This window comes from Rhizobium sp. PRIMUS64, assembly GCF_023006465.1.
GTDB classification, from domain to species: domain Bacteria; phylum Pseudomonadota; class Alphaproteobacteria; order Rhizobiales; family Rhizobiaceae; genus Rhizobium; species Rhizobium leguminosarum.
In genome coordinates, this window is record NZ_JALBGX010000001.1 from 152,681 (window position 1) to 174,859 (window position 22,179).

Annotated in this window: 16 protein-coding genes; 7 read left to right on the plus strand and 9 right to left on the minus strand. The window is 60.8% G+C overall.

Going from position 1 to position 22,179, the window contains the following annotated elements:
- Positions 1–81: 81 nt before the first annotated feature.
- Positions 82–1,896 (minus strand): bifunctional diguanylate cyclase/phosphodiesterase, encoded by a 1,815-nt coding sequence (locus MOV76_RS00735; RefSeq protein ID WP_247263582.1) that lies wholly within the window; start codon positions 1,894–1,896, stop codon positions 82–84.
- 369 nt (positions 1,897–2,265) lie between these two features.
- On the opposite strand from MOV76_RS00735, the gene MOV76_RS00740 reads away from it, so the two are divergent.
- The 7 genes from MOV76_RS00740 to MOV76_RS00770 all read left to right on the plus strand — a co-directional run bounded on the left by MOV76_RS00740 (position 2,266) and on the right by MOV76_RS00770 (position 10,560).
- Positions 2,266–3,801: a sensor histidine kinase gene (locus MOV76_RS00740; protein WP_018245619.1), complete on the plus strand. Its 1,536-nt coding sequence runs from the start codon at positions 2,266–2,268 to the stop codon at positions 3,799–3,801.
- Between the two features lie 290 nt (positions 3,802–4,091).
- On the plus strand, positions 4,092–5,102 hold the full coding sequence (locus tag MOV76_RS00745; protein WP_047619946.1) for a LacI family DNA-binding transcriptional regulator: 1,011 nt from the start codon (positions 4,092–4,094) through the stop codon (positions 5,100–5,102).
- A 42-nt stretch (positions 5,103–5,144) separates the two neighbouring features.
- Entirely contained in the window at positions 5,145–6,419 is a 1,275-nt protein-coding gene (locus tag MOV76_RS00750; protein WP_032983656.1) for an ABC transporter substrate-binding protein, read from the plus strand.
- A 72-nt stretch (positions 6,420–6,491) separates the two neighbouring features.
- Positions 6,492–7,343 (plus strand): carbohydrate ABC transporter permease, encoded by an 852-nt coding sequence (locus MOV76_RS00755; RefSeq protein ID WP_018245616.1) that lies wholly within the window; start codon positions 6,492–6,494, stop codon positions 7,341–7,343.
- Entirely contained in the window at positions 7,340–8,197 is an 858-nt protein-coding gene (locus tag MOV76_RS00760; RefSeq protein WP_018245615.1) for a carbohydrate ABC transporter permease, read from the plus strand. The genes MOV76_RS00755 and MOV76_RS00760 overlap by 4 nt, the downstream gene beginning before the upstream one ends.
- Positions 8,198–8,210: 13 nt before the next feature.
- A complete protein-coding gene (locus tag MOV76_RS00765; RefSeq protein ID WP_047619950.1) occupies positions 8,211–9,269 on the plus strand; it encodes an ABC transporter ATP-binding protein in 1,059 nt (352 codons plus the stop codon).
- 19 nt (positions 9,270–9,288) lie between these two features.
- Positions 9,289–10,560, plus strand: coding sequence for an MGH1-like glycoside hydrolase domain-containing protein (locus tag MOV76_RS00770; RefSeq protein WP_193444479.1), 1,272 nt, complete (start codon positions 9,289–9,291; stop codon positions 10,558–10,560).
- Positions 10,561–10,573: 13 nt separating this feature from the next.
- On the opposite strand, the gene MOV76_RS00775 is transcribed toward MOV76_RS00770, so the two are convergent.
- The 8 genes from MOV76_RS00775 to MOV76_RS00810 form a co-directional block, all read right to left on the minus strand.
- Entirely contained in the window at positions 10,574–13,201 is a 2,628-nt protein-coding gene (locus MOV76_RS00775; RefSeq protein WP_247263583.1) for an AAA family ATPase, read from the minus strand.
- Positions 13,198–14,322, minus strand: coding sequence for a DNA repair exonuclease (locus tag MOV76_RS00780; protein WP_247263584.1), 1,125 nt, complete (start codon positions 14,320–14,322; stop codon positions 13,198–13,200). Before MOV76_RS00780 ends, MOV76_RS00775 begins: the two co-directional genes overlap by 4 nt.
- Positions 14,323–14,611: 289 nt before the next feature.
- Positions 14,612–16,003 (minus strand): aldehyde dehydrogenase family protein, encoded by a 1,392-nt coding sequence (locus MOV76_RS00785; protein WP_247263585.1) that lies wholly within the window; start codon positions 16,001–16,003, stop codon positions 14,612–14,614.
- Position 16,004: 1 nt separating this feature from the next.
- Positions 16,005–17,651, minus strand: a complete 1,647-nt coding sequence (locus MOV76_RS00790) for an acetolactate synthase large subunit (RefSeq protein WP_018245609.1) — start codon at positions 17,649–17,651, stop codon at positions 16,005–16,007.
- Between the two features lie 248 nt (positions 17,652–17,899).
- The gene (locus MOV76_RS00795) at positions 17,900–18,427 is read right to left on the minus strand and encodes a GNAT family N-acetyltransferase (protein WP_018516793.1); all 528 of its coding nucleotides are present in this window, start codon (positions 18,425–18,427) and stop codon (positions 17,900–17,902) included.
- On the minus strand, positions 18,424–18,702 hold the full coding sequence (locus tag MOV76_RS00800; protein ID WP_018245607.1) for a DUF1778 domain-containing protein: 279 nt from the start codon (positions 18,700–18,702) through the stop codon (positions 18,424–18,426). Before MOV76_RS00800 ends, MOV76_RS00795 begins: the two co-directional genes overlap by 4 nt.
- Before the next feature lie 154 nt (positions 18,703–18,856).
- The gene (locus MOV76_RS00805) at positions 18,857–19,735 is read right to left on the minus strand and encodes a DUF6030 family protein (protein ID WP_026188693.1); all 879 of its coding nucleotides are present in this window, start codon (positions 19,733–19,735) and stop codon (positions 18,857–18,859) included.
- Positions 19,736–20,058: 323 nt separating this feature from the next.
- Complete coding sequence (locus MOV76_RS00810) at positions 20,059–22,173, minus strand: carboxy terminal-processing peptidase (RefSeq protein WP_018245605.1); 2,115 nt, start codon at positions 22,171–22,173, stop codon at positions 20,059–20,061.
- Between the last annotated feature and the right edge of the window lie 6 nt (positions 22,174–22,179).

Consider the following 22,179-nt stretch of genomic DNA (forward strand, 5'->3'; position numbering starts at 1 on the left):
ATCCGTTCAAAATGATCTTGGTACTCATGTGTTGTCTCAGGTATCGGGCCTTGCCCGAGCGCGAAACCTCGCCCAGGGAGGCTATCGGGCTCCGGCACGGGTCTTGTCTTTGTTGGGCCATTGTCCATGCTGCTCTAAAATGGCTGCGGCAGCCGTTCGATCGACTGCTTTCGAAAAGAGGTAGCCCTGTCCAAGCTTGCAGCCGAGCTGGCTCAACTGAGCAGCTTGGGATTCTGTCTCAATCCCCTCTGCGACAACCCGGATTCCCAGCTTGTCAGCTATTCCGATCAGGCCTTCAACGATGAAAGTTCCTGCGTCGCCGGGCACCATGCGATCGATGAAGGACTTGTCGATCTTGATGATGTCGACCGGCACCGTCAGCAGATGGGTCAAAGACGCGTAGCCCGTGCCAAAGTCGTCGAGGGCAACCCGTAAGCCCTTGGACCGAAGAGCCTTTATCTCCTCCGCCACAACATAGTCCCGTTGTCCGAGGTAAACCGATTCCGTTACTTCGAGGATGATGTGCTTAAGAGGAACCTCCGCTTCCCCGAAAATGCGGCACAGCCTGTCTTGCAGATTACCGCCACGAAAATCTGCGGCAGACAGGTTGATGCCGACATGTTGAAGAGGAAGGCCTCGGGCGAGCCAGCTCCGGATGTCCCTTGCAACCCTCAGTAACATCCGTTGTGTCAGCTCAGCAGCAATATGGGCGTCTTTCGTGGCCTCATGGAAATGCGCTGCGGCTATGATTTCGCCGGAAGGCGTGGTCATTCGACACAAGGCTTCGAAACCGACAATTTCGCGAGTATCCAGGCGCAATATCGGCTGGTAATGCGCGTCGATCCGATCCTCTTCCAGGGCGACGCCCACATCGCGAACCGCCCTGAAGCGTCGGGTCAGGGCGGTGCCCAGGCCGGGATAGTGTTGCACGTACCGGCCGCGATTGTGTTCTTTCGCATGATAGAGCGCCACATCGGCGTTCTGGCGGATCTGGTTAGGGTTTGGTTCCATCTCAGCCAGCGCACCGCCAATCGTCGCGGCGGGAAAGACGACATGACCGTCGCAGGTTGACGGAGAGGACAGTGCTTTCAAAATGTCGGTTGCCCTGACATTCAGATCAAGGTCCTTGTCGTCCGACACAATGACAGCAAACTCATCTCCACCGAGCCTAAACGTGTTTTTGGGGCCTGCTGTCGCGGCGATCCGGTCTGCAACCACTTGAATCAATGCGTCGCCGGCTGCGTGCCCGAACGTGTCGTTCACGAGTTTCAAGTTGTCGATGTCCACCAGCAAGATGCCCCAGGCGCGCCGGGATCGAGGCAGCTCTTCGGCTAGAAGCTGGTTGAAACGAGCGCGATTCGACAGCCCTGTTAAAGCGTCGCTGTATGTCAGCCGCTGACGTTCCATTACACGTTCTTCGCGATCGATGGCGATTATGCAGAGATGGACACAGGCGTCGACGAGGTCCCGTTCGATGGCCTTCGGACCGCGGTGGTCTCGATAGTAGAAGGCGAAACTACCAATCACCTGCTCGCCACGCTTGATCGGGCTGGACCAGCAAGCCTTCAATCCCAGTGGAAGGACCAGGGACTTGAAGTCCTGCCAACGAGGATCAGTCTCGATATCGGTGACAATGACCGCTTCACCGAAATAGGCAGCAGCGCCACAGGAGCCCGCAAGAGGACTGGCCTCAAGATTGTCGACAGCCGCTGAATAGTGAGGCGGTAGGGAAGGTCCAGCGAGTGTGTGAAGACGGCTCCCGTCGAACGTCAGCACCGAAGCGATGATCCCAGGAACGGCGGCCTCAACCTCGAGGCAAAGTTGCTCCATCGTTGCTGCCAGCGGTTCCCCTTTGGCAATCATTTCCAGAATGGCATTCTGCAACTCAAGGATCATGACGTCACTTCCCGGAAGGAGACCCTCCCTAGCAAACCGACTTTCAGATCAGGTTACGCGGTTGATTAGATTTTGATCGAATAGACGCCGATGATCAGTTAAGAACCCCGTCGTGCCGAGCCTCGCGTGCGAAAGGTTTTATCCATCATTCGGATCTCCTTCTCGAACGGAGTGGGATTGACCGAATGTCGCGGTCATTCTCTAAAGGTGACTGTGAACATACAATCCTCAGTCGTACTTTTGAGGACGCCGAGTAGTGAGCACTGCATAATTTTCGAGAGTCAGAAATCAGCTTATCGGATATGGTTCGGAATGCGTTGCAATGTCCCCGTCTGGCCGTCGCCGCACTATGGAAATTGGCCCAAAAAGATGATCGGTGGCGATAAATACGTTGGCTCCGTAGGCAAAGCATCGCTCGCGATCATCGCGCTGATGTTCCTGTCATTCACCACCCTCCTGTCGATCTGGCTCATATCCAGTTACGAGACAGCTGTTCGCCGGGGCGATGAGCGTGTCAGCGCCGCTTCCAAAATCGTTGCAGCGAACGCGAATTGGTTGAATTCCCTTGCTCGGGAGACCCTGCACCGAATTGATGATGCTCTGGGGCCGAGTACATCTTTGCCCGGCCCCGATCGGGTGCGCGATCTCGACGCTGCCGTCTATGACCTTCCTCCTCAGGCGACCGCCTATGTCATCGGGGCAGATGGAAAAACGCTCTTTTCGAACGATCGCGATATCAAGCCGATCAACGTTACGGACCGCGACTACTTCGTTCGGTTGAGAAACGGCGCTGACGAATATACATCCCCGCTGATCATCAGCCGCCTTTCCCAGCGGCAGATATTCGTCTTCAGCCGCAGGCTCGAACGCAATGGCGTGTTCGCTGGCGCCGCCGTGATTGCCTTCGACGCGAGCATCCTAAGGCCAATATGGGACGCGGTCGCGATAGGCGAGAACTCGATTGTCGGCCTCATCAGGCGCGACGGGCAACTTATCGCCCGATACCCGGAACCCGCCGGACCAGTCGATATGCGAAACCACAAGCTGTTTACCGACTATATGAGGAAGGCGACATCAGGCACATATCGCTCCGTGTCGCCAGTCGACAATGAAGATCGCCTGGTCGCATACCGAATCCTCGAACGCACCCCTTTTGTGGCCATTGCTTCGGCAGATATCAACGTAATCATGCAGCCCTTTTGGGAGGATGCCAAAATCGCGGCTTTATTGGTCGCTTTCGCCCTCGTCGGGGCTTTGGCAGCTGCATTGTGGATTCAGAACCTCATCAAGGTGGACACATTGCACACCAGGCAGCTTGCGGATGCGTTGCGATCGAATGAAACGCTCATGCGCGAGATACACCATCGAGTGAAGAACAACCTGCAGACGGTGATGGCCCTGCTGCGCTTGCAGGGTTTTGAACCGGAAGCCGTTCAAAAATTAAACGAGCGCATCTCTGCGATGTCCGCAGTTCACGAGCAGATGTACGGCTTCGACCAGTTTAGCGGAATATCTGCTCGGGAATTCATTCCATCATTCGTTAGGACGCTCGTAGACGTCCATGGTCGCGCCGTTTCCGTTGACTTTGAAATCGACGACATCGTGATTGCGGCCGACAAGGCAACGCCGTTTGCCCTCCTGCTCAACGAGTTGATTGCCAACAGCATGAAATACGCCTTCGACGGCCGGGCATCCGGAAATATTCGCGTCATGCTGCACGCGACTGAAGGAGAGGAATCCCAACTGACCGTCGCCGACGACGGGATTGGATTCGATGGCCGATCGGACAGCGCCGGGATGGGGACGCGGCTGATTAAAGCCTTCGTAAATCAACTGCATGGCGAGGCGAGATACAATCGCCTGGAAGGAACGCAGTTTACGGCAACCCTCAAGCTTACCGATTGAGCGAGAGCTAATTCGAAGCCACCTCCCTGCCCAAAGCAAGACTTCGGTTATCCCCGCCGCATCGGGAGCGGGACGCGGAGCTACTTTGCGAACTTCCCGAGCGTATCCAGATACACAAGATAGTGGTCCCGCCTAGGCTGCGCTGAAAAGACCCGCCCCTTCGCATATCTCTGTGACGTCTCTGCTCGTCTTGAAAGATCATGCGTGCGACATCTGCACGAATCCAAAACGTTTTGGCTTGACTCCCAAAACGTTTTGGAGAATCTTTTTCTCACTTCGGGAGGACGATCTTGGCCAATCTCAAACAGCTTGCGCAATCGCTGGGACTGTCGATCACCACGGTGTCGCGTGCGCTCGACGGTTACGCCGATGTGTCGGCCGCCACGCGAGAACGGGTGCGCGAGGCTGCCGACAAGGTTGGCTACCGGCCGAATGCTTCGGCCCGTCGCCTCCGCAGGCAGCGCGCCGAGCTGGTTGCCGTCACGCTGCCAAGCGATCCTGGCCATATCGGCCCTCCGCATTTCCTCGATATGTTGTCCGGCTGTGCCGAACATCTTGCCGCTGCCGGCCTCAATCTGGTGATTGCACCGGTGCCGCGCGGCGAGAGCGAACTCGACATCTGCCGCCGCTTCGTCGATGGCCGCCGCGTCGACGCCATGCTTCTCGTCCGCACCAAACGGAAGGACGAGCGCGTCGAATTTCTGCAGTCGCGTGGCATTCCCTTCGTCACCAACGGCCGCACCGAAAGCCTGCTGCCCCATCCCTATATCGACGGCGACGGCTTTGCTGGCTTCCGAGCCGCGACGCTGCGCTTCCATGCCGCCGGCCACCGCCGTATCGGCCATATCGCCGGCCCGCAGGAATATTATTTCGCGCATGACCGCTGCCGTGGCTGGCGGGCGGCGATGGAGGAATGCGGCCTTGCGACCGACCTCTGCGCCGAAGGTGCGCCGTTGGAACAGGGCGGCTACCTCGCGGCGCTGGAACTTCTGCGCCAACCATCGCGTCCGACCGCACTCGTCTGTGCCACCGACGAAATGGCGATCGGGGCGCTGAGGGCGCTGCGCGAGGTCGATGGCGGCAACCAGATCAGCATTGTCGGCCATGACGATCTGCCGATGGGCGCCTTCACCAGCCCCCCGCTCTCGACCATGCGCATGACCGGCGAAAACCTCGGCGCGAGCTTCGCCTCGCTGCTGTTGCGCGCCATTGCCGGAGAGCCCGCCGAAGAACTCCAGGAACTTCACGCGATCGAATTCGTCGATCGCGACAGCCATCGCCGTCCCGCCAAGGCGGCATAGACAGAAGTGCATCTCAAACAAAGAACAATGAAGGAGGAGAAGATGAAACATATCATGTCATTTGGAATTCTGGCTTCCACCGTGCTGGCCTTCGCCTCGCCGGTGCTTGCCCAGACGGTTTTCGTGTCCACCCAGCTTCGCCCGATCGAAGAGGCGACCGTCGTCCGCGAGGAGCTGTTGAAGGATGTCGGCTCGGTTGATTACGTGGTCGAGGAGCCGCCGCAATTTGCTGTCCGCATGGAGGCCGAACGTCAGGCCGGCAAGCGCACCGTCAGCCTCGTCGGTGCGCTACATGGCGAGCTCTCGCCGCTTGCCGACAAGGACACGCTCGAGCCACTCGACGATCTCGCCAAGAAGCTGGCAGCGAGCGGCATGCCGCAGTCGCTGCTCGACCTCGGCAAGCTCGGCAAGCCGACCCAGCAGTATATCCCCTGGATGCAGGCGACCTATGTGATGGCTGCCAAAAAGGAAGCGCTGCAATACCTGCCTGATGGCGCCGACGTGAACGCGCTGAACTACGATCAGTTGATCGAGTGGGGCAAGAATATGCAGGAGGCGACGGGCCAGCCGCAGATCGGTTTCCCGGCCGGCCCGAAAGGGCTGATGGCGCGTTATTTCCAGGGCTATTTCTATCCGTCCTTCACGGGGGGTGTCGTGCGCACCTTCCAGAGTGCCGATGCGGCTGCTGGCTGGGAGAAGCTGAAGGCGTTGTGGGCCTATGTGACACCGAATTCGACCAGCTACGACTTCATGCAGGAGCCGCTCGCTGCCGGCGAAGTCATGGTCGCCTGGGATCATATCGCCCGGCTGAAGAATGCCATTTCTGCCGCACCGGATGATTATGTGGTCTTCCCCGCTCCCGCCGGTCCCAAGGGCCGCGGCTACATGCCAGTCGTTGCTGGTCTCGCCATTCCGAAGGGCGCGCCTGACAAGGCCGGCGCAGAAAAGATCATCGAGCATCTGTCTATGCCGGACACGCAGCTCCTGACCGCCTCCAAGGTCGGCTTCTTCCCGACCCTGAACGTCAAGCTGCCGCCGGATCTCGACGCGGGCGTTGCCCTTCTCGCCGGTGCGGTCACCGCCACCCAGGCTTCCAAGGACGCCGTCATCTCGCTGCTCCCGGTCGGCCTCGGCGACAAGGGCGGCGAGTTTAACAAGGTCTACATGGACAGTTTCCAGCGCATCGTGCTGCAGAACGAGCCCGTTGCAGACGTGCTGAAGACCCAGGGTGCCACGATGGCCAAGCTGATGACCGACACGAAAGCTGCCTGCTGGGCGCCCGATGCCAAGAGCGACGGCCCCTGCCCGGTCGAATAAATCCGCCCGAGACGCGTCCGGGCGAAATGCCCGGGCGCTCCTTCACCACTCTGCTCGTCAAGGCGGGAGCCGATGACCAATAGCCGACCCTGGATCCCCTATCTGCTGATCCTGCCATCCGTCGCCTTTCTGGCGCTGCTCTTCGTCGTGCCGCTGGTGCAGACAATCTGGCTGGCGGTTTCGGATAATGGTGTGCTGTCGCTTGATAATGCCGAGCGGATGGTCACCGACATCAATTTCACCCGCTCGGTGAAGAACACCTTCCTGCTGACGATCGCTGTCGTGCCGGTGCAGATCGCCATTGCGCTTGCTATGGGCACCATGGTCGCCAAGGTCGGCCGCGGGCGCGAGACGATCCTGTGGATCTGGACGATCCCGCTCGGCATTTCCGATCTCGCCGCCGGTCTCGTCTGGCTGTCGATCCTGCAAAATACCGGCTATCTGAATTCGCTGCTCTTCGGCCTCGGCATCATCGGCAGGCAAGCGAGCTGGCTTTCCTACCAGACGCCGGTCGCGCTCTTCATTGCAATTGCGGTTGCCGAAATCTGGCGCGGCACGGCCATCGTGATGGTCATCATCGTCGCCGGTCTCAACCAGGTGCCGAAGGAATTCAAAGAAGCCGCCGAGATCTTCGGTGCTGGCCCGTGGACGCGCTTCTGGCGCATCACCCTGCCGCTGATCCGCCCGGCTCTACAATCGGCGCTGATCCTGCGCACCGTGCTCGCCTTCGAAGTCTTCGCGGTGGTCTATGCGCTCGGCGGACGCAATTTCCCGGTCCTCGTCGGCGAGGCCTACAACTGGCAGAACCAGAACCAGAACTACAGCGTCGCTGCCGCCTATGCGGTGCTGATCATGATCATCTCGCTTGCCGCCACGCTCATCTATCTGAAGGCCTTGAAAGTCGATCCGGAGCGCCTGCCATGACCACGGACACCATCAGCACGGCCGCAGACACACCCAAAGCGGCCGGCTTCGTCTCTTCACGCCGTTGGCTTCTCTGGAGCGGCATCGCAGCGCTTTGCGCCTGGGTGCTGGTGCCGATCTATCTGGTGGCACTCGGCGCACTTGGCGGTCGCCAAGGCGTCTATATCTGGCCGAAGACCGGTCTTCCCACTGGCATATCGCTGGAGCCCTTCATTCTCTTCCTAAAGACCGAAGGCGTCGTCCAGTCCTTCCTCAATTCGCTGGGGGCAGCCGGCATTACGGTGGCGCTTTCGATCCTGCTCGGCGCGCCGGCCGGTTATGCGCTCGCCCGCTATGATTTCCGCGGCAAGGACAGCTACCGCCTCCTGGTGCTGCTGACCCGCGCCTTCCCGCTGGCAATCCTGGCATTGCCGCTGACGGTCTCCTTCATCCGGCTCGGCCTCTATGACACGATCGTCGGCGTCGGTCTCATCCATACCGTCCTGGCGCTGCCTTTCGCGGCACTCGTTACGCAGGGCATTTTCCTCGGCGTGCCCAAGGAGTTGGAGGAAGCCGCCTGGGTGTTCGGCTGCACCCGCATCCAGGCCTTCTTCAAGGTGGTGGCACCCTTGGCGCTGCCCGGCATCGTCGCAACCGCGGTCTTTGCCTTCGTCATCTCGTGGAACGAGGTCTTTGCCGCCTCGGTGCTGACGGTGCGCAACCGCACGCTGACCGCCTACCTGCTGACCGTGCTGTCGGAAAGCCCGATGCATTACCGTTTTGCCGGGGGCCTGATGCTCATCCTTCCCTCGGTTGTCTTCATCTTCGCGGTCAGACGTTACCTCTTCGCGATCTGGGGCATTTCCTCCAAATAACGGGACCAGAGATATGGCCAATATTGTCATCGACCGCATCCGCAAGAGCTTCGGAGCCTTCCAGGCGCTGAAAGAGGTCTCGCTGACGATCAACGACGGCGAATTCGTCTCGCTGCTCGGTCCGTCCGGCTGCGGCAAGACCACGCTGCTGCGCATCATCGCCGGCCTCGAGACCGCAACGTCGGGAGATGTCCGCATCGGCGACAAGTCGGTGATCGGCTTGCCTCCCAAGGATCGCGGCCTTGCGATGGTCTTCCAGAACTACGCCGTCTTTCCGCACATGACGGTCTATGAGAACGTCGCTTTCGGGCTGCGGATGCAGAAGGCCGACGACGCCAGGGTGAAGGCGCAGGTCGAGAAGGCCGCCGGCCTCCTGCATATCGAGCAATATCTCGACCGCTACCCGAACAAGCTTTCTGGCGGCCAGCGCCAGCGCGTCGCGGTCGCTCGTGCCCTTGCCGTCGAACCGAAGGTTCTCCTGATGGATGAGCCGCTTTCGAACCTCGACGCGTTGCTCCGCCTCGAAATGCGCACCGAACTCAAGACCGTGCTGCAATCGGCGGGGACCACGACGATCTACGTCACCCACGACCAGACCGAAGCCATGGGCCTTTCCGACCGCATCGCCGTCATGCATGGCGGCGTGGTCGAGCAGGTCGGCCATCCTGTCGAGATCTACAATCACCCGGCAACACGTTTCGTCGGCGGCTTCATCGGCAACCCGCCGATGAATTTCATCAAGGTGCCGGTGACGAACAGCCACGTGGCGGCAGGCGCCGAGCAGCTTGCCGCGCCGCAGGGGTCCGGCAATGAAGTGATCCTTGGCCTGCGCGGCGAAGCCGTCGAACTCGCACCGCTGCCGCAGGGTCTCGAAATGAGGGTACGCGTTGCTGAACCGATGGGCTCGCACCTGCTTCTAACCGGCTCGATCCACGACCAGCCGGTGCGCGTCATCCTGCCGGCCTCGGAAACCGTCAAGAGCGGCGACACGATCGGTCTGAAGCTCGACCAGAAGCGCATCACCTGGCTTTCACCCGAAAGCGGCAAGTCCTTTCCGGCCGTCTTGGCCTAAGAATACCGGAGCATCCGACATGAATATGCATATCGACCAGGCGAAGCGCATCCTCGCCGCCAACGATCGCGGCGGTTATACTGTGCCGACAGACCGGCTCTATCCCTTCCAGTGGAACTGGGATTCAGCCTTCGTCGCTATGGGCTTCGCGCTCTACGACATCGATCGCGCCTATCGCGAGCTGGAACGGCTGGTCGAGGGCCAGTGGGCGGACGGGATGATCCCGCATATCGTCTTCCACGCGCCAAGCGAAACCTATTTCCCGGGACCGAACGTCTGGCGCACGACGCACATGATCCCGACCTCCGGCATAACCCAGCCGCCGGTCTTCGCGATCGCGCTGCGCAAGCTGCATGAAGCCGCCGCGGGCAACGATGCCGAGACGCGCACCCTGCCCCTCTACGAGGCGGCGCTGAGATGGCACCGCTGGTGGTATTCCGCCCGCGATCCCGATGGCACCGGGCTCGTTGCGCTCCTGCATCCCTGGGAAAGCGGCAGCGATAATTCTCCCGCCTGGGACATCGCGCTCGCTCGTGTACCCTCCACCACCGATACCCCCGTCGTGCGCAAGGATACCGGCCATGTCGATGCCGACATGCGCCCGCGCGACGAGGATTACCGCCGCTTCATTCATCTGGTCGATACCTATGCCGCCTGTGGCTGGGATCCAGCGAAACAATGGGAAAAGGCGTCCTTCAAGGTCGCCGAGATCCAGACGACCGCCATCCTGCTCAAGGCCGGCGAAGACCTCGAGCACCTTGCCCGCCTGTTCGACCGGACCGAGGACGCGATCGAGATCGCTGCCTTCAATAACCGCACTCGCAAGGCGATAATGGCCCAATGGCGGCCGGATCTTTCGCGGTTCGTGTCGCGAGACCTGATCTCCGGCAAAGATGTCGAAGCCGCAACGCAAGCCGGTTTCATCCCCCTCCTCTCGCTGGACCTCGACAAGCAGGTTGCCGGCGCCCTGGTTTCGGAAATGAAAGCCTGGTCCAAGGATCTCAAGGTCGCCTTTCCGACGACGAAGCCGGGCATCGCCAGCTGGGAGCCGAAGCGTTACTGGCGCGGCCCCGCCTGGGCGATCATCAACTGGCTTCTGATCGACGGACTGAATCGCAATGGCCACGCGGATGTCGCCGAAGAGCTGCGGCGATCCACCATCGCGGCGATCGAAACGGAAGGTTTTGCCGAATATTTCGACCCGGTCACCGGCCAAGGATGCGGCGGCCTCGGCTTTTCCTGGACGGCCGCCGCCTATCTGTGGCTTGAGCGAGGCGTCGGCGTCGCCTGAGCATCGATCCTCATCAATCCGGCTGCCATGGCTGCATGGTGAGCACATTGCCGCCCAGCTTGGCGAAGGCGCGCTGGCGGCAGGAGAAGACGAGGATCTGCTGGTCGCGGGACTGGCGGTGCAGCGCATCGAACATCCGCTCGATCCGGTCGTCGTCGGAATAAACAAGCGCATCGTCGAGGATGACAGGCGCCGGCCGGCCGTCGCGGGCAAGCAGCCTTGCGAATGCGAGGCGGGTCAGCACCGAGAGCTGCTCCCGCATGCCGCCGCTCAGCCGGTCGACATCCTCGTCCAGGCCGTTGCGGCGCACGATCTGCGGCAGCAAGGTGTCGCCGTCAAACGTGATCGAGATGTCGTCGAACAGCAGGCCGAGCAGCGGGGCGAGTTCGTTCATAACAGGCTTGAGATAGAGGTCGCGCGCCGCCGCCCGCGTCGCCGTCAGTGCCTTGCGCAGGCGATCGAGCACGCCGACCTCCGTCTCGAAACGCTTCACCTGCTCGCGCGCCGCTGCCAGCAAATCCCGGCTTTCCAACCAGTTTTCTTCCACCGCGCTGTCCGAGCGGGTGCGGATCTGACCGCCGAGATCGGCAAGCTCTTCGCGAAGCCTGGCAATTTCGCGGCCTGCGGCGTCGGCGACCGAGCGCGCCCTGGCAAGGGCGGCCTCTGCGCCTGCGAGGTCCCGCCCTGTCCTGCGCAAAGGCTCGGCCCGCAGTTCGACAGCATCGACCTGCTCTTTGGCACTGGAAAGCTTGAGAGCAAGGTCCTGTTGCAATTCAGTTCGGCCGGCTTCGGGGCCGATGACCGCCTCGATGGCCTCGAGTTCCTGGCCAAGCCTGGCGTGCTCCGTCTGCGCGCGCAATATGACCTCGCCGGCTTCCGTGCGCATCACTGACGCCTCCCGCGCCCGGTTCCGCGACAGTTCGATGCGCCGCGTCGCGTCCGCGAGACGGGCGCGCACCTCTTCCGGGTCCGCCTCGAGTTCGACCGGATCCTGGCTGAGTTCGGCAAAGCGTGCGGCGTCGAGGTGAAGCTTGTCAATGCCATTCGGGGCGAGATCCGCGAGCCGCTGGCGCGCCCGCACGAGTTCCTCCTGCTTGTTCCGCGCGGCAATATCGCGCTGTCGCGCCGCTCGCAGACTGTCGACACCGAGCTTGGCAAGCAATGTTTGGCGCGTGGCTTCCGCAGTCTCCAGCGCCCCGTCCTGATCTGCCTGCCGGCTGGAGTGGATGGTCAGGGTGCCGACGCCTGTTATGTCGAGCTTCGCGATCCCGGCAAAGCTTCTGTCCTCACCCCCAATCAAGGGCTGGCGGTCCATGCTCACCGATCCGGAGGCATCCTTCAGGTAATCGACCCTGAGCGTGGGAAGACCGACCTCGGCGGCTGCACGCAAGCCGACGATCTTGAGATCCAGCGCTTCAAGCCGCTCGACCGCATCGGCTGGAATGGCGAGCAATGCATGCGCCGCCTCCCCGTCCTCGATCTGCTGGCGCGCCGATTCCGCCTGTTGGAGACGCAGACGGACCTCGGCCAGTCGCTCTGCGGCGTGGCGTGAACGGAGCGCTGCCTCCAGCCGCGCAAGCAGTTGACGGTCTATCCGCTCCTCCTCCTCGGCCGCCTGCACCTCCGCCGTTGCCGCCTCGCTTTCGGCCAGCGATGCCGTGCGTCGCTTGGCTGCACTCGAGAGTTCTTTCTCCGCCAAGGCGAAACGCCGCGCGAGTTCGCCGCTGCGGTTCAATGCCGTGTGGAAGCGGTCGAATACCTGTTGCGCCTCATCGCGGCGGCTGGCGGCCAAGGTGGCCTCGGCATCGAGCGCTTTGAGTTCCCTGTCATGCAGTTTAGCGGCTTCGAGCACCACCTCGGCATTGGCAATCGCCGTCTTTCGGCCGGCTTCCTCATCAGGGTTTTCCAGTTCGCTCAGTCTCGCCTGCACTGAGCGGCGGCGGTCGAGTGCGCCGTGCAGCATCTCGACCTCCTTGGCCAGCCGGGCCTCCTCCTCCTGCAGCCGGTCACGCTCCTCGAGAGCGGCGGCAAAGCGGCCTCCTGCCTTCGGCCGGAGCGTCGCGGTGACCAGGCGATTGAGTTCGTCCTCGCAGGCTTCGAGCACCGCCGACATGCGCCGTCCGCCCGTCAGCGCCTCCACCTCGCCCTGTACCGAAGACAGCAGGCTTTCGCGCACCCGCTTGTCGTTCTCCTCCTCGCTCTTGCTGCGATTTTCGATGCCGGTGACGCCTTGACGCACCCAGAGCAGGCCTGCCGGGCCGGAGGTTCCGCCGGAAATGAGATCGCCGATGAACGCCTCGGCCTCGTCGGCCTGGGCGACGATCCGGCCGCTGCCGAGATCGGTGACGCTGGCACGCCGTCCGCTATGGAACTGCTTGGTCAGGCGGTAGCGGCCGGCTTCGATCGTGATATCGGCCTCGACGATCGGATTGCCGCCGCTATAGGGGCGCAGCATCTGCACGCTCTTTGGATTGCCGCTGTGCGGTTGGAAGAACAGGGCATGCAGCGCCTCGAAACAGGTTGATTTGCCGTGTTCATTGGCGGCGCTCAGCACATTGACGCCGTCGGTGATTCCTTCGACTGATATGCCGCGGCCGGCGAAACGTTTGACATTGTGGAGGCGAAGGGCGGTGAGTTTCATCGATCGATCGCCTCGCAATAGGAAAACAGGCGGATCAACGCTTGGCGCGCCACGTTCCTGTCGTCGCCGGAACGGGCCTCGTCGAGGCTTTCGGCAAGCAGCAAGTCCGCAGCATCGCGCAGCGCACCGGCTCGATCGATGGTCTCGAGATCATCGCTCTCGCAGTCGGTCCCCAGAAGGGCGGTATCGATCTCCAGATGCGCAAATTCCGGCGCGACCTGCTCCAGCAGGCTGATCATTGCTGTGCGCCCGTTCAACCGGGCACGGCCGGACAGCGCGATGCGCAACAGGGTTTGTCGGCGCGCGAACGGTTCGGGCAACGCGGCCTTCAGCACTTCAACACCGTCTTCCGATGCCAGCAGAGGAAGGTGCAATGTCTGCCAGGAAAAACTGGCGGTCGTCACCGCCGCCGTCGTCGGCATCGCCCCCTGCCCGGCAATGGAAACGACCATCGCCTGCCCCGGCCGGTTATGCTTGAAACGGTCCGGCTCGGGCGCACCGCTGTAATACGTCCTGGCGTCCACCGCCACCGATCCGTGCCAATCGCCGAGCGCCATATAGTCGAGGCCGGCCAGCGCCGCGCGGTTCGGCGCAATCACGTTGGTGGCCGTGGCATCCTCCGAAAATTCCTGGATCGGGCCATGGGCGAGGCCGATGCGGATGGCGCCGTCCGGTGTGGCGGCACCCGTCATCCATTCGGTCAGGTCGCGGCCCGGCCTCCTGGTCGTGCAAGGCGCCGGCAGCAGGATGACATCAGGTCCAAGCGGAAGGGGCACCGCTTCCGTCGCCAGGATGACATTGTCGGGCACAACGCCGCGCGCCGCACTCCAGAGCTGGTCCGCCAGCAGTGAATCGTGGTTGCCCGGAAGCAGGACCCAGCGCAGCGGCGTATTCCGGGCCATCTCGCCAAGCGCTTGCCGAAGCACGGCAGGCGTCGGCGTCTCGGTATCGAAGGTGTCGCCCGCGAGCAGGATGACACCAGCGCCATGCTCTCGTGCCGCAGCGGCGAGCCTAGCGATCACGCCATGCCGCGCCTCGCGCAGGCGCCCTCTCAAATCCTCCGGAAGATTGCCAAATCGTTTGCCAATATGAAGGTCCGAACTGTGCAGGAAGGAAAACATTAATCAGCTATGTTTGCGATGCGCTGCGAGCTTTCGAGCATGGCCAAGGACCTCTCGTCCGTAGTTTCGTGATTCCGTTGTTCCATGACAGACCATGCCCCCCGATAACAGGCGAGGCAAGTCGATCCTGGCTGAGCGAGCTGTTATCCAATGCTTGTCTAACTCTCAGCGGTACTCGACATCGCATCGCCCAGCAGCCTCGATGCAAATGCCGCTGGTCCAGCACGCTGGCGAAAGGGTCGTCCATTGTCTTTGTCGGCTGCCAACGGCGACGGAGTGCCGACTGATCTTAAGTAACCTGGTTGAACACGACCATCTTGTCGTCGGCCATCTCTTCCATCGTTGAGGGAATGCCGCCGACCCCGTATCCGGACTGTCTGCGTCCGGCGAAAGGCATCCAGTCGGTGCGAAACGCCGTATGGTCGTTGACGAGAACGGCCGATGCATCCAGATGTTTTGCCGCCTTGAGAGCAACCGCTATGTCGGCGGAAAAGACGCTTGCCTGGAAGGCATAGGGCAGCGAGTTGGCAATGCGGATCGCCTCGTCGAGGTCGCGGTAGCCGAAGACGCAAGTCAGCGGTCCAAAGACCTCGAGCACCGACACCTTCGCTTCGACAGGCGGGTTCAGCAGAACCGAAGGCAGAAGCGTCGTATCGGACATCCGCCCGCCGCCGATCTGCTTGGTCCCGGCATCCGTCGCCTCCTTGATCCAGCTCGTGACGCGGTCCGCCTCGCGCGGCAGGATGAGCGGCCCTACCTCGGTTTGTGCAAGCTTGGGATCGCCGACATGCAGGGCCGCAACCTTGGCGGCGAGAGCCTCGGTGAAGGAAGCCAGAATATCTTCGTGCACGAAAAGACGCTGCGCCGACACGCAGACCTGCCCAGCGTGGTAATAGCCGCCCTTGACGATGGTGCCGACAATCGCATCGACATTGGCGCTGCGGTCGACGATCACGGGTGCCGCTCCGCCATGTTCCAGCGCGCATCGGGTGCCCGGCGGCAACTTGCTTTTGAGGTACCAGCCGACCTTTGCAGAGCCGATGAAACTCAGAAACGCCACGCGACGATCGGTTGCGAAGGCTTCGGCAAGCGCATTGTCCTCGGTGATGAGGGTCTGGCACCAGCGTTCGTCGAGACCGGCCTCCCAGAACAGCTTGACGATCTCGATGCAGGAAATCGGCGTCGTTGCCGCCGGCTTCACGATCACAGGGCAACCGACCGCAATCGCCGGCGCGATCTGATGGATGATGAGATTGAGCGGATGGTTGAAGGCCGATATCGCCGCCACGACCCCGATCGGCTCCTTGGTGGTGAAAGCCCATCGGTTCGCGCTGGCCGCAGTCAGCCCCATGGGGATTTCCTTGCCGCCGAAATTGCGCAGTTCGTCTGCCGCGTTCACCAGGCCGTCGATCCCGCGCGTTACCTCGATGATTGCGTCGGTCAGCGGTTTGCCGCCTTCGCTGGCGATCATCATCGCAAAGCGGTCGCGGTTCTCCTGCAGAAGCGCCGACGCCTTCCTGAGGATTGCCATCCGCTGATGCGCGGGCAGCCAGCCGTCGCGATCGGCAAAGGTCTTTGCGGCGAGCTGAAGCTTCTGTTCAAGGGCTGCCGCGTCGTCTGCCGGCAGCTCTGCAATCGGCACGCGGTCGAACGCCTGATAGACCTTCATGGTAGACTGCATCTCAGGCCTCCAATATCGCGGGGAGCCGCTCGCGAAGCTCCTTCACCAGCACGCGTTCATTTTCCGAGTAGTCGACCGGCACATTCACCAGATGGACGCCACCTCCAGAGAATGCCTCTTCGAGGACCTTTTTGAACTGGCCGATATCGTCGACCCTGGTTCCCCTGGCGCCGTAGGATTCGGCATATTTCACGAAGTCGGGATTGCCGAAGGTCATCCCGAAATCCGGGAACTCATCCACCGCCTGCTTCCAGCGGATCATGCCGTAAGCATTGTCCTCGATGACAAGAACGACGAGGTTGAGTTTCAGCCGGACGGCCGTCTCGAGCTCCTGGGAGTTCATCATGAAGCCGCCGTCGCCGCAGATCGCCATGACACGCCGCTCCGGGTAGAGCATCGAGGCAACCATCGCCGACGGCAGCCCGGCTCCCATCGTTGCAAGAGCATTATCGAGCAGCAGCGTGTTCGCCATCCGCGTCCGGTAGTTTCGGGCGAACCAGATCTTGTACATGCCGTTGTCGAGCGCCAGTATGCCGTCATGCGGCATCACCTCTCTTATATCGTGGACCAGCCGCTGTGGCGTGAAGCGATCCTCCGTCGCCCGCGCGGCGATGCGCTCGAGAATGCGCTCGCGGAGATGAAGAAGCGCCTGCGCGTTTGGCAGCTTGCCCTCGAGGCGATCGGCCAGCGCCTTCAGAGAGGGGCCGATGTCGCCGATGACCTCGGATTGCGGGAAATAGACCTGCTCGACGGTCGCCGGCTGATATCCGATATGGACGACCTTCGGACCGCCCTTGCCCATGATGAACGGCGGCTTCTCGATGGTGTCATGGCCGATCGTGACGATGAGGTCGGCCTGTTCGATGGCTTCGTGGACATAGTCGCGCTCCGACAGCGCCGCGGTGCCCATGTAAAGTTCGGTTCCACCCGGAACCGTTCCCTTCCCCATTTGGGTCGTGAAGAACGGGATGCGCGTGCGGATCACGAATTGCGCGATGTCGGAGGTCGAGCGCGGACGCGAGGCGGCGGCCCCGAACATCAGAAGCGGACGCTTGGCCGCGGTGATGAGCGCGGCTGCGCGGTTAAGCGCCGCCTCACTTGCCGTCGGCAGTTCGAGCTGGTGCGGCGCAATCAGCGCCACCTCCTGGCATTCTTCGGCCGCGATATCTTCCGGAAGCTCCAGATGCACCGGCCCCGGCCTTTCCTCCTGGGCGATGCGGAACGCCTCCCTGACCGTCGTCGGGATCATCTGCGGCGATACGATCTGCCTTGCGAGCTTGGTCAGCGGCTTCATCGACGCGACGACGTCGACCACCTGGAAACGCGCCTGGCGGGATGAGAGGATCCCTTTCTGACCGGTGATCATCACCATCGGCATCGCACCGAGCAAGGCGTATGCCGCACCCGTCGAGAGGTTGAGAGCACCCGGCCCAAGCGTCGTCAGGCAGACGCCGGGCTTGCCAGTCAGGCGGCCATAGGTCGCGGCCATGAACGCCGCCGCCTGCTCGTGTCGGGTGAGCACGAGCTCAATCGACGACTTGCGGATGGATTCGACGACGTCGAGATTCTCTTCGCCGGGAATGCCGAAGATGCGCTCGACACCTTCGTTCTCAAGCGCTGCCACTAGAAGATCGGAGCCTTTGGTCATGGATGTGTGCCCGTGCTGTTTGATTCGAGGCTTCAAAAGGAAGGACCCTTCGAAGATATGTTCTTTTCCGGGCCTGTCCATGCATTCGGCGGCATCGGCGGTTGTCCTCAATCCCGGTGAGAGTTTGTAGATAGGATTTGGGGCGGGAATAAAAAAGCTCTCCGCAGTTCTGCTGGCAAACAGCTTTGACTGATGATGTGAGGTGTCGCGGTTCGGGCCGGCAGCACAATGGCTTGGCGGCTAAACGGCTACAGGAGCCCCTTGGCCTTGAAGTCGGCGGCGAAGGTGGCAAGCGGCATAACGAGGGTGAGCGGTTTCCCTTGCAGCGGTTCGGCGCCGTAGCTGGCATACCAATGGGCGGCGCGCTCGCTCTTGGCATCGATGATTAGCAGGATCCCGCCGCCCTCGCTGGCGAGCCGCAGGCAACGGAGCGCTGCAGCAGCGATGAGCTGACCGCCTAAACCTTTTCCCGCCACCTTTATGTCGGTTGCCAAGCGCGCGAGCTTGAAGCCTGCGACTTCATGGCGTGCGAGGCCTCTCGTCATCTTCGGAGGCACGGCCTCATGCGTAACGGCAGAGGGCGCGACTGTGTAGAATCCGAGGATGCGATCAGGGTGGGCCTTGTCGATAGCGCAGAAGGTTTTCGCCGCATTCTGCTCATGGCTCTGCCGGGCGAAGCGCCGAATGAACTCGTTCATTGCCGCATCACCGCAATCGAATGAGGCCCGATCATGCGACTTAGCGATCGGCTCTTCATGCCAGACGGGGAGGGTCACAAGGCATCCGGTAGAGCAGAGATCGCGGCGCGTAGTCTCGCGTTTGGTTTGGGCGGGCGTTCAAGCAGGTCGAGGATGCGGATGAAATCGCGGCTCGAAACGGTCTCAACTTCAGCAGCCTGGATGACGGCTTCGGCTTCAGGTACTATCTTATCGAGAATGAAATCGGCCATATCCTTGTTCGAAAGGGCAGCTGCGCGCGCGATCATTGCCTTCTGCTTTGGCGGGATGCGCAGCTGGTAGCGTTCGGATTTATTGTCCGCGGTTCTCGGCATAACTATCTCCTTGATCTCAATATAACGTACACATAGTATGTGTACAAGAAGATTTAGGGATGATCGCAGCATTCATGGCCGAAATCACCACGGCGGTCTGTTTGGCTGCTCGGCGTGACGCTTTCATCGCTCAAAACGATGAAGCCGTCGATGTTTAGCCACAGTTCCAAATTGATCTTGGACTTTGACGGGGGCTTGCGACGTCATTGAGCGCAATTGGCTGATATGGATGCCCCCAAGCGCTCCCTGAAGATGAAGCTGGCAGGAGCACTGCGGGCATTTGTAGCCAGCGCTCAGTCGAAAAATACATCTTGGTCCTCACCTGCGAACCTGAAGTCGCCTTAAGGCCAAGAACAAAATTAAAGATATTTGCGCTGCCGGCTTCACGTGTGAAGCTGAGATAGGAGCCGAATCGTTCGTATTCGACATTTTGAAGGTTTTGGATCGAGGCAAGAGTATCCTCGAAATCACGCCAGCACGCCTGCTTCACAATGATCTCGAAAATGCGTAGGACGGCCGGGGCGAGGCGTCCCTGGGCGTCGGTCGTTGGCCCAATAATCTTGGCGCGGATCTCAAGAATGTCGCCCATTTCATCTCCGCGAACCTTCAGGAAGGTCGAGCTGAGCGGACGCACCTCGTCCCGTTCGTAGATGCGCTGAAAATAGCATTCATAGCTGCGATTGCGCATCGATGCGGCTTTCCATTCGCTCATCTCGATGCCGGCCTCTCGAAGAGCACCGCAAATATTCGGCCCCGAGACGCGCCATATCCGCAGAAACTGACTTGCCAATTCCAGCTTCGGGACCTCGATCAGCTGCAGCGATATCGACATCGGCGGGAGGGTAGAAGGAGCCGCCGGATCAGGGCGGGCGGCTATGCGAGATGATCGGACAGCCTTATTGAGAGCTCGATGTTCATAGGGCCTGACCGGCTCTTCGAGGTGGTGGATTTCGCGATAAAAGACAACGATGCCTGCAAGAAGCAAAACGGGTATCAAAAGGCCCCAAAGCAGAGACCGGCGGTTGCTCAGCAACGGGAAATTCCGGTGCCAAAGCGGGCTGTCGCGAGGAGGATCGACTGCTGATAGCACTTTGTCCACGGCGCGACCTCACGAGAAAAACAGGAGCGGCTGCGAGCTCGAACTCAATCAACCTCGATCCTATTTGCGACCAACCGGTACCGGTCGGCGCGTGGACCAATCAGCCCTGCTGGCGACTCCTTCTCAGGCGAGCAACGGATATGAAAAACGGTACAGTCTGTCCGACTCACCTTCAACACTGCAAGTGTGAAGTCGCGTGTGTCGAGCGTCAAGCAGCAACCCCAGTGGACGGCGTTCGCCCTCTAGGTGTCGAATGACTATTTTCCGTCCGTTTTTCCCGTTTGTTTCGTGGCTGCCTTTAGCATGCCTTCCTGCAAATCCACCTCGTCGGCAAGAATGGCGGCCGCCTCATCCAGCAGGACGTCTTTGGCGTTCTTGCGGGCATTCTCGATGGCAATATCAGCGCTCAGGCTGCGCTCGCCGGCCTCAAGGCCATCATCTCCAAGATCCTCGCCATCCCCTGCTTCCGCTCGATCCTTGAAGCGTTTCTCGCGAGCCGTCGCTTCTTTGCGACGCTCGGCTTCATTGAGGGAGATGACCCCTTTTTCGCGCTGGGCCTTGAGGTCGGCAATGTCTTTCAACAGGCGTTGGAAGTCCGGATCGCTGCCAACCCGCGCATCATGGCGGCTTTGCAATGTCGGCAGCAGCGTCGTGACAGTGTCAGCGGGCGTGTAGTTCGCGGGCTTGATCTCAGCCCACGGCAGCGCATTGTCATAACTGGTCTCCCCGAAAACAGTCGGATCGGACAGTCCCGGCAAGCCGATATCAGGCGTCACGCCGCGCAGCTGCGTCGTACCGCCGTTGACCCGGAAAAACTGGGCAATTGTCACTTTCAGCTCCCCGAACTCGGGTTTGCTGTTGCGGACGATCTGGTCAAGATCGATGACGGTTTGAACGGTGCCCTTGCCGAAACTGGGTTCACCGACGATTACGCCTCGACCGTAGTCCTGGATTGCCGCGGCAAAAATCTCCGAAGCCGACGCCGAGCCGCGATTGATCAGGACACCCATCGGACCTGTCCAGACAGGCGCTGCAAACTCAGCACTTTTAACCTCGATCTTGCCGTCGCTGCGACGTTGCTGAACGACCGGTCCATTGCCGATGAAGAGACCGGTCAAATCAATTGCCTCGTCCAATGAACCGCCGCCATTGTTGCGCAGGTCAATGAGAACGCTGTCGACCTTTTCCTGCTTCAGTTCGTCGAGAAGCTTGGCGACATCGCGGCTTGCGCTTTTGTAATCCTTGTCGCCTTTGCCCTTGGCTTCAAAATCCTCATAGAATACCGGCAGCGTGATGATCCCGATTTTACGCGTGGCGTCGCCCGCCTTCACGGACAGCACAGTCTTCCTGGCGGCCTGCTTGTCGAGACTGATTTTATCGCGCACCAGGCTGATGACGCGGTGCGTGCCATCTGCTCCGGCATCTGCCGGCAGGATGTCCAGCCGCACGACGGAGCCTTTTTTTCCGCGTATCATCTGCACGACTTCATCAAGGCGCGTGCCCACCACTTCCTTGATCGCCCCATCCTTGCCTTGACCAACACCGGTAATGCGGTCTCCGACCGCGAGCTTGCCGGACAGTTGCGCCGGCCCGCCAGGCACGAGCTCACGGATCGTCGTGTAGTCGTCGCGTTCCTGCAGCACAGCTCCGATACCAAACAGCGAAAGCTTCATCGAGACATTGAAGTCGGCTGAAGCGGCCGCGCCGAAATAGTCCGTGTGCGGATCGATCGACGTCGAATAGGCGTCCATGAACGACTGGAACACGTCGTCGCTTTTGAACTTGTAGGCGCGCTCGAGTGTGTTTTCGTAACGTTTGTCGAGCGTTTCGCGAATAGCCGTGTCGGTTTTGCCGCCGAGCTTCAGCCGCAACCAGTCGCTTTTGACGCGTTTGCGCCAAAGCTCATTGCTTTCGGCTTCCGACTGCGACCACGGCGCTTTATCGCGCAGCACCGAATAATTTTCCTGCGTACTGAAATCGAAGCCCTGCTTCAGCAGGCTGCGCGCGTAGTTCATGCGGTCGACAACGCGCTGTTCATAGGCGTTGAAAATCGCAAACGGGATCTTCAAGTCCTTCCGTTCTATCGCATCGTCGATCTCGTTGCGATCTGACATAAACCTGTCGATATCCGCTTGCAGGAAGAGCATGCGGTCCGGATCAAGTGACTTGATGAACCCATCCATGATCCTGGCCGACAAGGCGTCGTCGAGTGGAACGGGCTTGTAGCTATACCGCGAAAGAAATTGTGCGCTCAACTCAGCGGCTTGCGCCTGTCGCTTTAGCGGCGCCAAAACAGGCGGTGATGCGACTTCAGCATATGCGGACTGTGCAATTGCAAGAAATGCACCAAGGAAAACGTAGGCTATGCGCATGCAGCG

What these genes read in the sequence shown, in the direction of transcription:
- MOV76_RS00750 (WP_032983656.1), top strand. Translation starts at nt 5,145, where the DNA reads ATGAAACATATCATGTCATTTGGAATTCTGGCTTCCACCGTGCTGGCC.
- MOV76_RS00775 (WP_247263583.1), bottom strand. Translation starts at nt 13,201, where the DNA reads ATGAAACTCACCGCCCTTCGCCTCCACAATGTCAAACGTTTCGCCGGC.
- MOV76_RS00765 (WP_047619950.1), top strand. Translation starts at nt 8,211, where the DNA reads ATGGCCAATATTGTCATCGACCGCATCCGCAAGAGCTTCGGAGCCTTC.
- MOV76_RS00740 (WP_018245619.1), top strand. Translation starts at nt 2,266, where the DNA reads ATGATCGGTGGCGATAAATACGTTGGCTCCGTAGGCAAAGCATCGCTC.
- MOV76_RS00780 (WP_247263584.1), bottom strand. Translation starts at nt 14,322, where the DNA reads ATGTTTTCCTTCCTGCACAGTTCGGACCTTCATATTGGCAAACGATTT.
- MOV76_RS00790 (WP_018245609.1), bottom strand. Translation starts at nt 17,651, where the DNA reads ATGACCAAAGGCTCCGATCTTCTAGTGGCAGCGCTTGAGAACGAAGGT.
- MOV76_RS00760 (WP_018245615.1), top strand. Translation starts at nt 7,340, where the DNA reads ATGACCACGGACACCATCAGCACGGCCGCAGACACACCCAAAGCGGCC.
- MOV76_RS00755 (WP_018245616.1), top strand. Translation starts at nt 6,492, where the DNA reads ATGACCAATAGCCGACCCTGGATCCCCTATCTGCTGATCCTGCCATCC.
- MOV76_RS00800 (WP_018245607.1), bottom strand. Translation starts at nt 18,702, where the DNA reads ATGCCGAGAACCGCGGACAATAAATCCGAACGCTACCAGCTGCGCATC.
- MOV76_RS00735 (WP_247263582.1), bottom strand. Translation starts at nt 1,896, where the DNA reads ATGATCCTTGAGTTGCAGAATGCCATTCTGGAAATGATTGCCAAAGGG.
- MOV76_RS00770 (WP_193444479.1), top strand. Translation starts at nt 9,289, where the DNA reads ATGAATATGCATATCGACCAGGCGAAGCGCATCCTCGCCGCCAACGAT.
- MOV76_RS00810 (WP_018245605.1), bottom strand. Translation starts at nt 22,173, where the DNA reads ATGCGCATAGCCTACGTTTTCCTTGGTGCATTTCTTGCAATTGCACAG.
- MOV76_RS00785 (WP_247263585.1), bottom strand. Translation starts at nt 16,003, where the DNA reads ATGCAGTCTACCATGAAGGTCTATCAGGCGTTCGACCGCGTGCCGATT.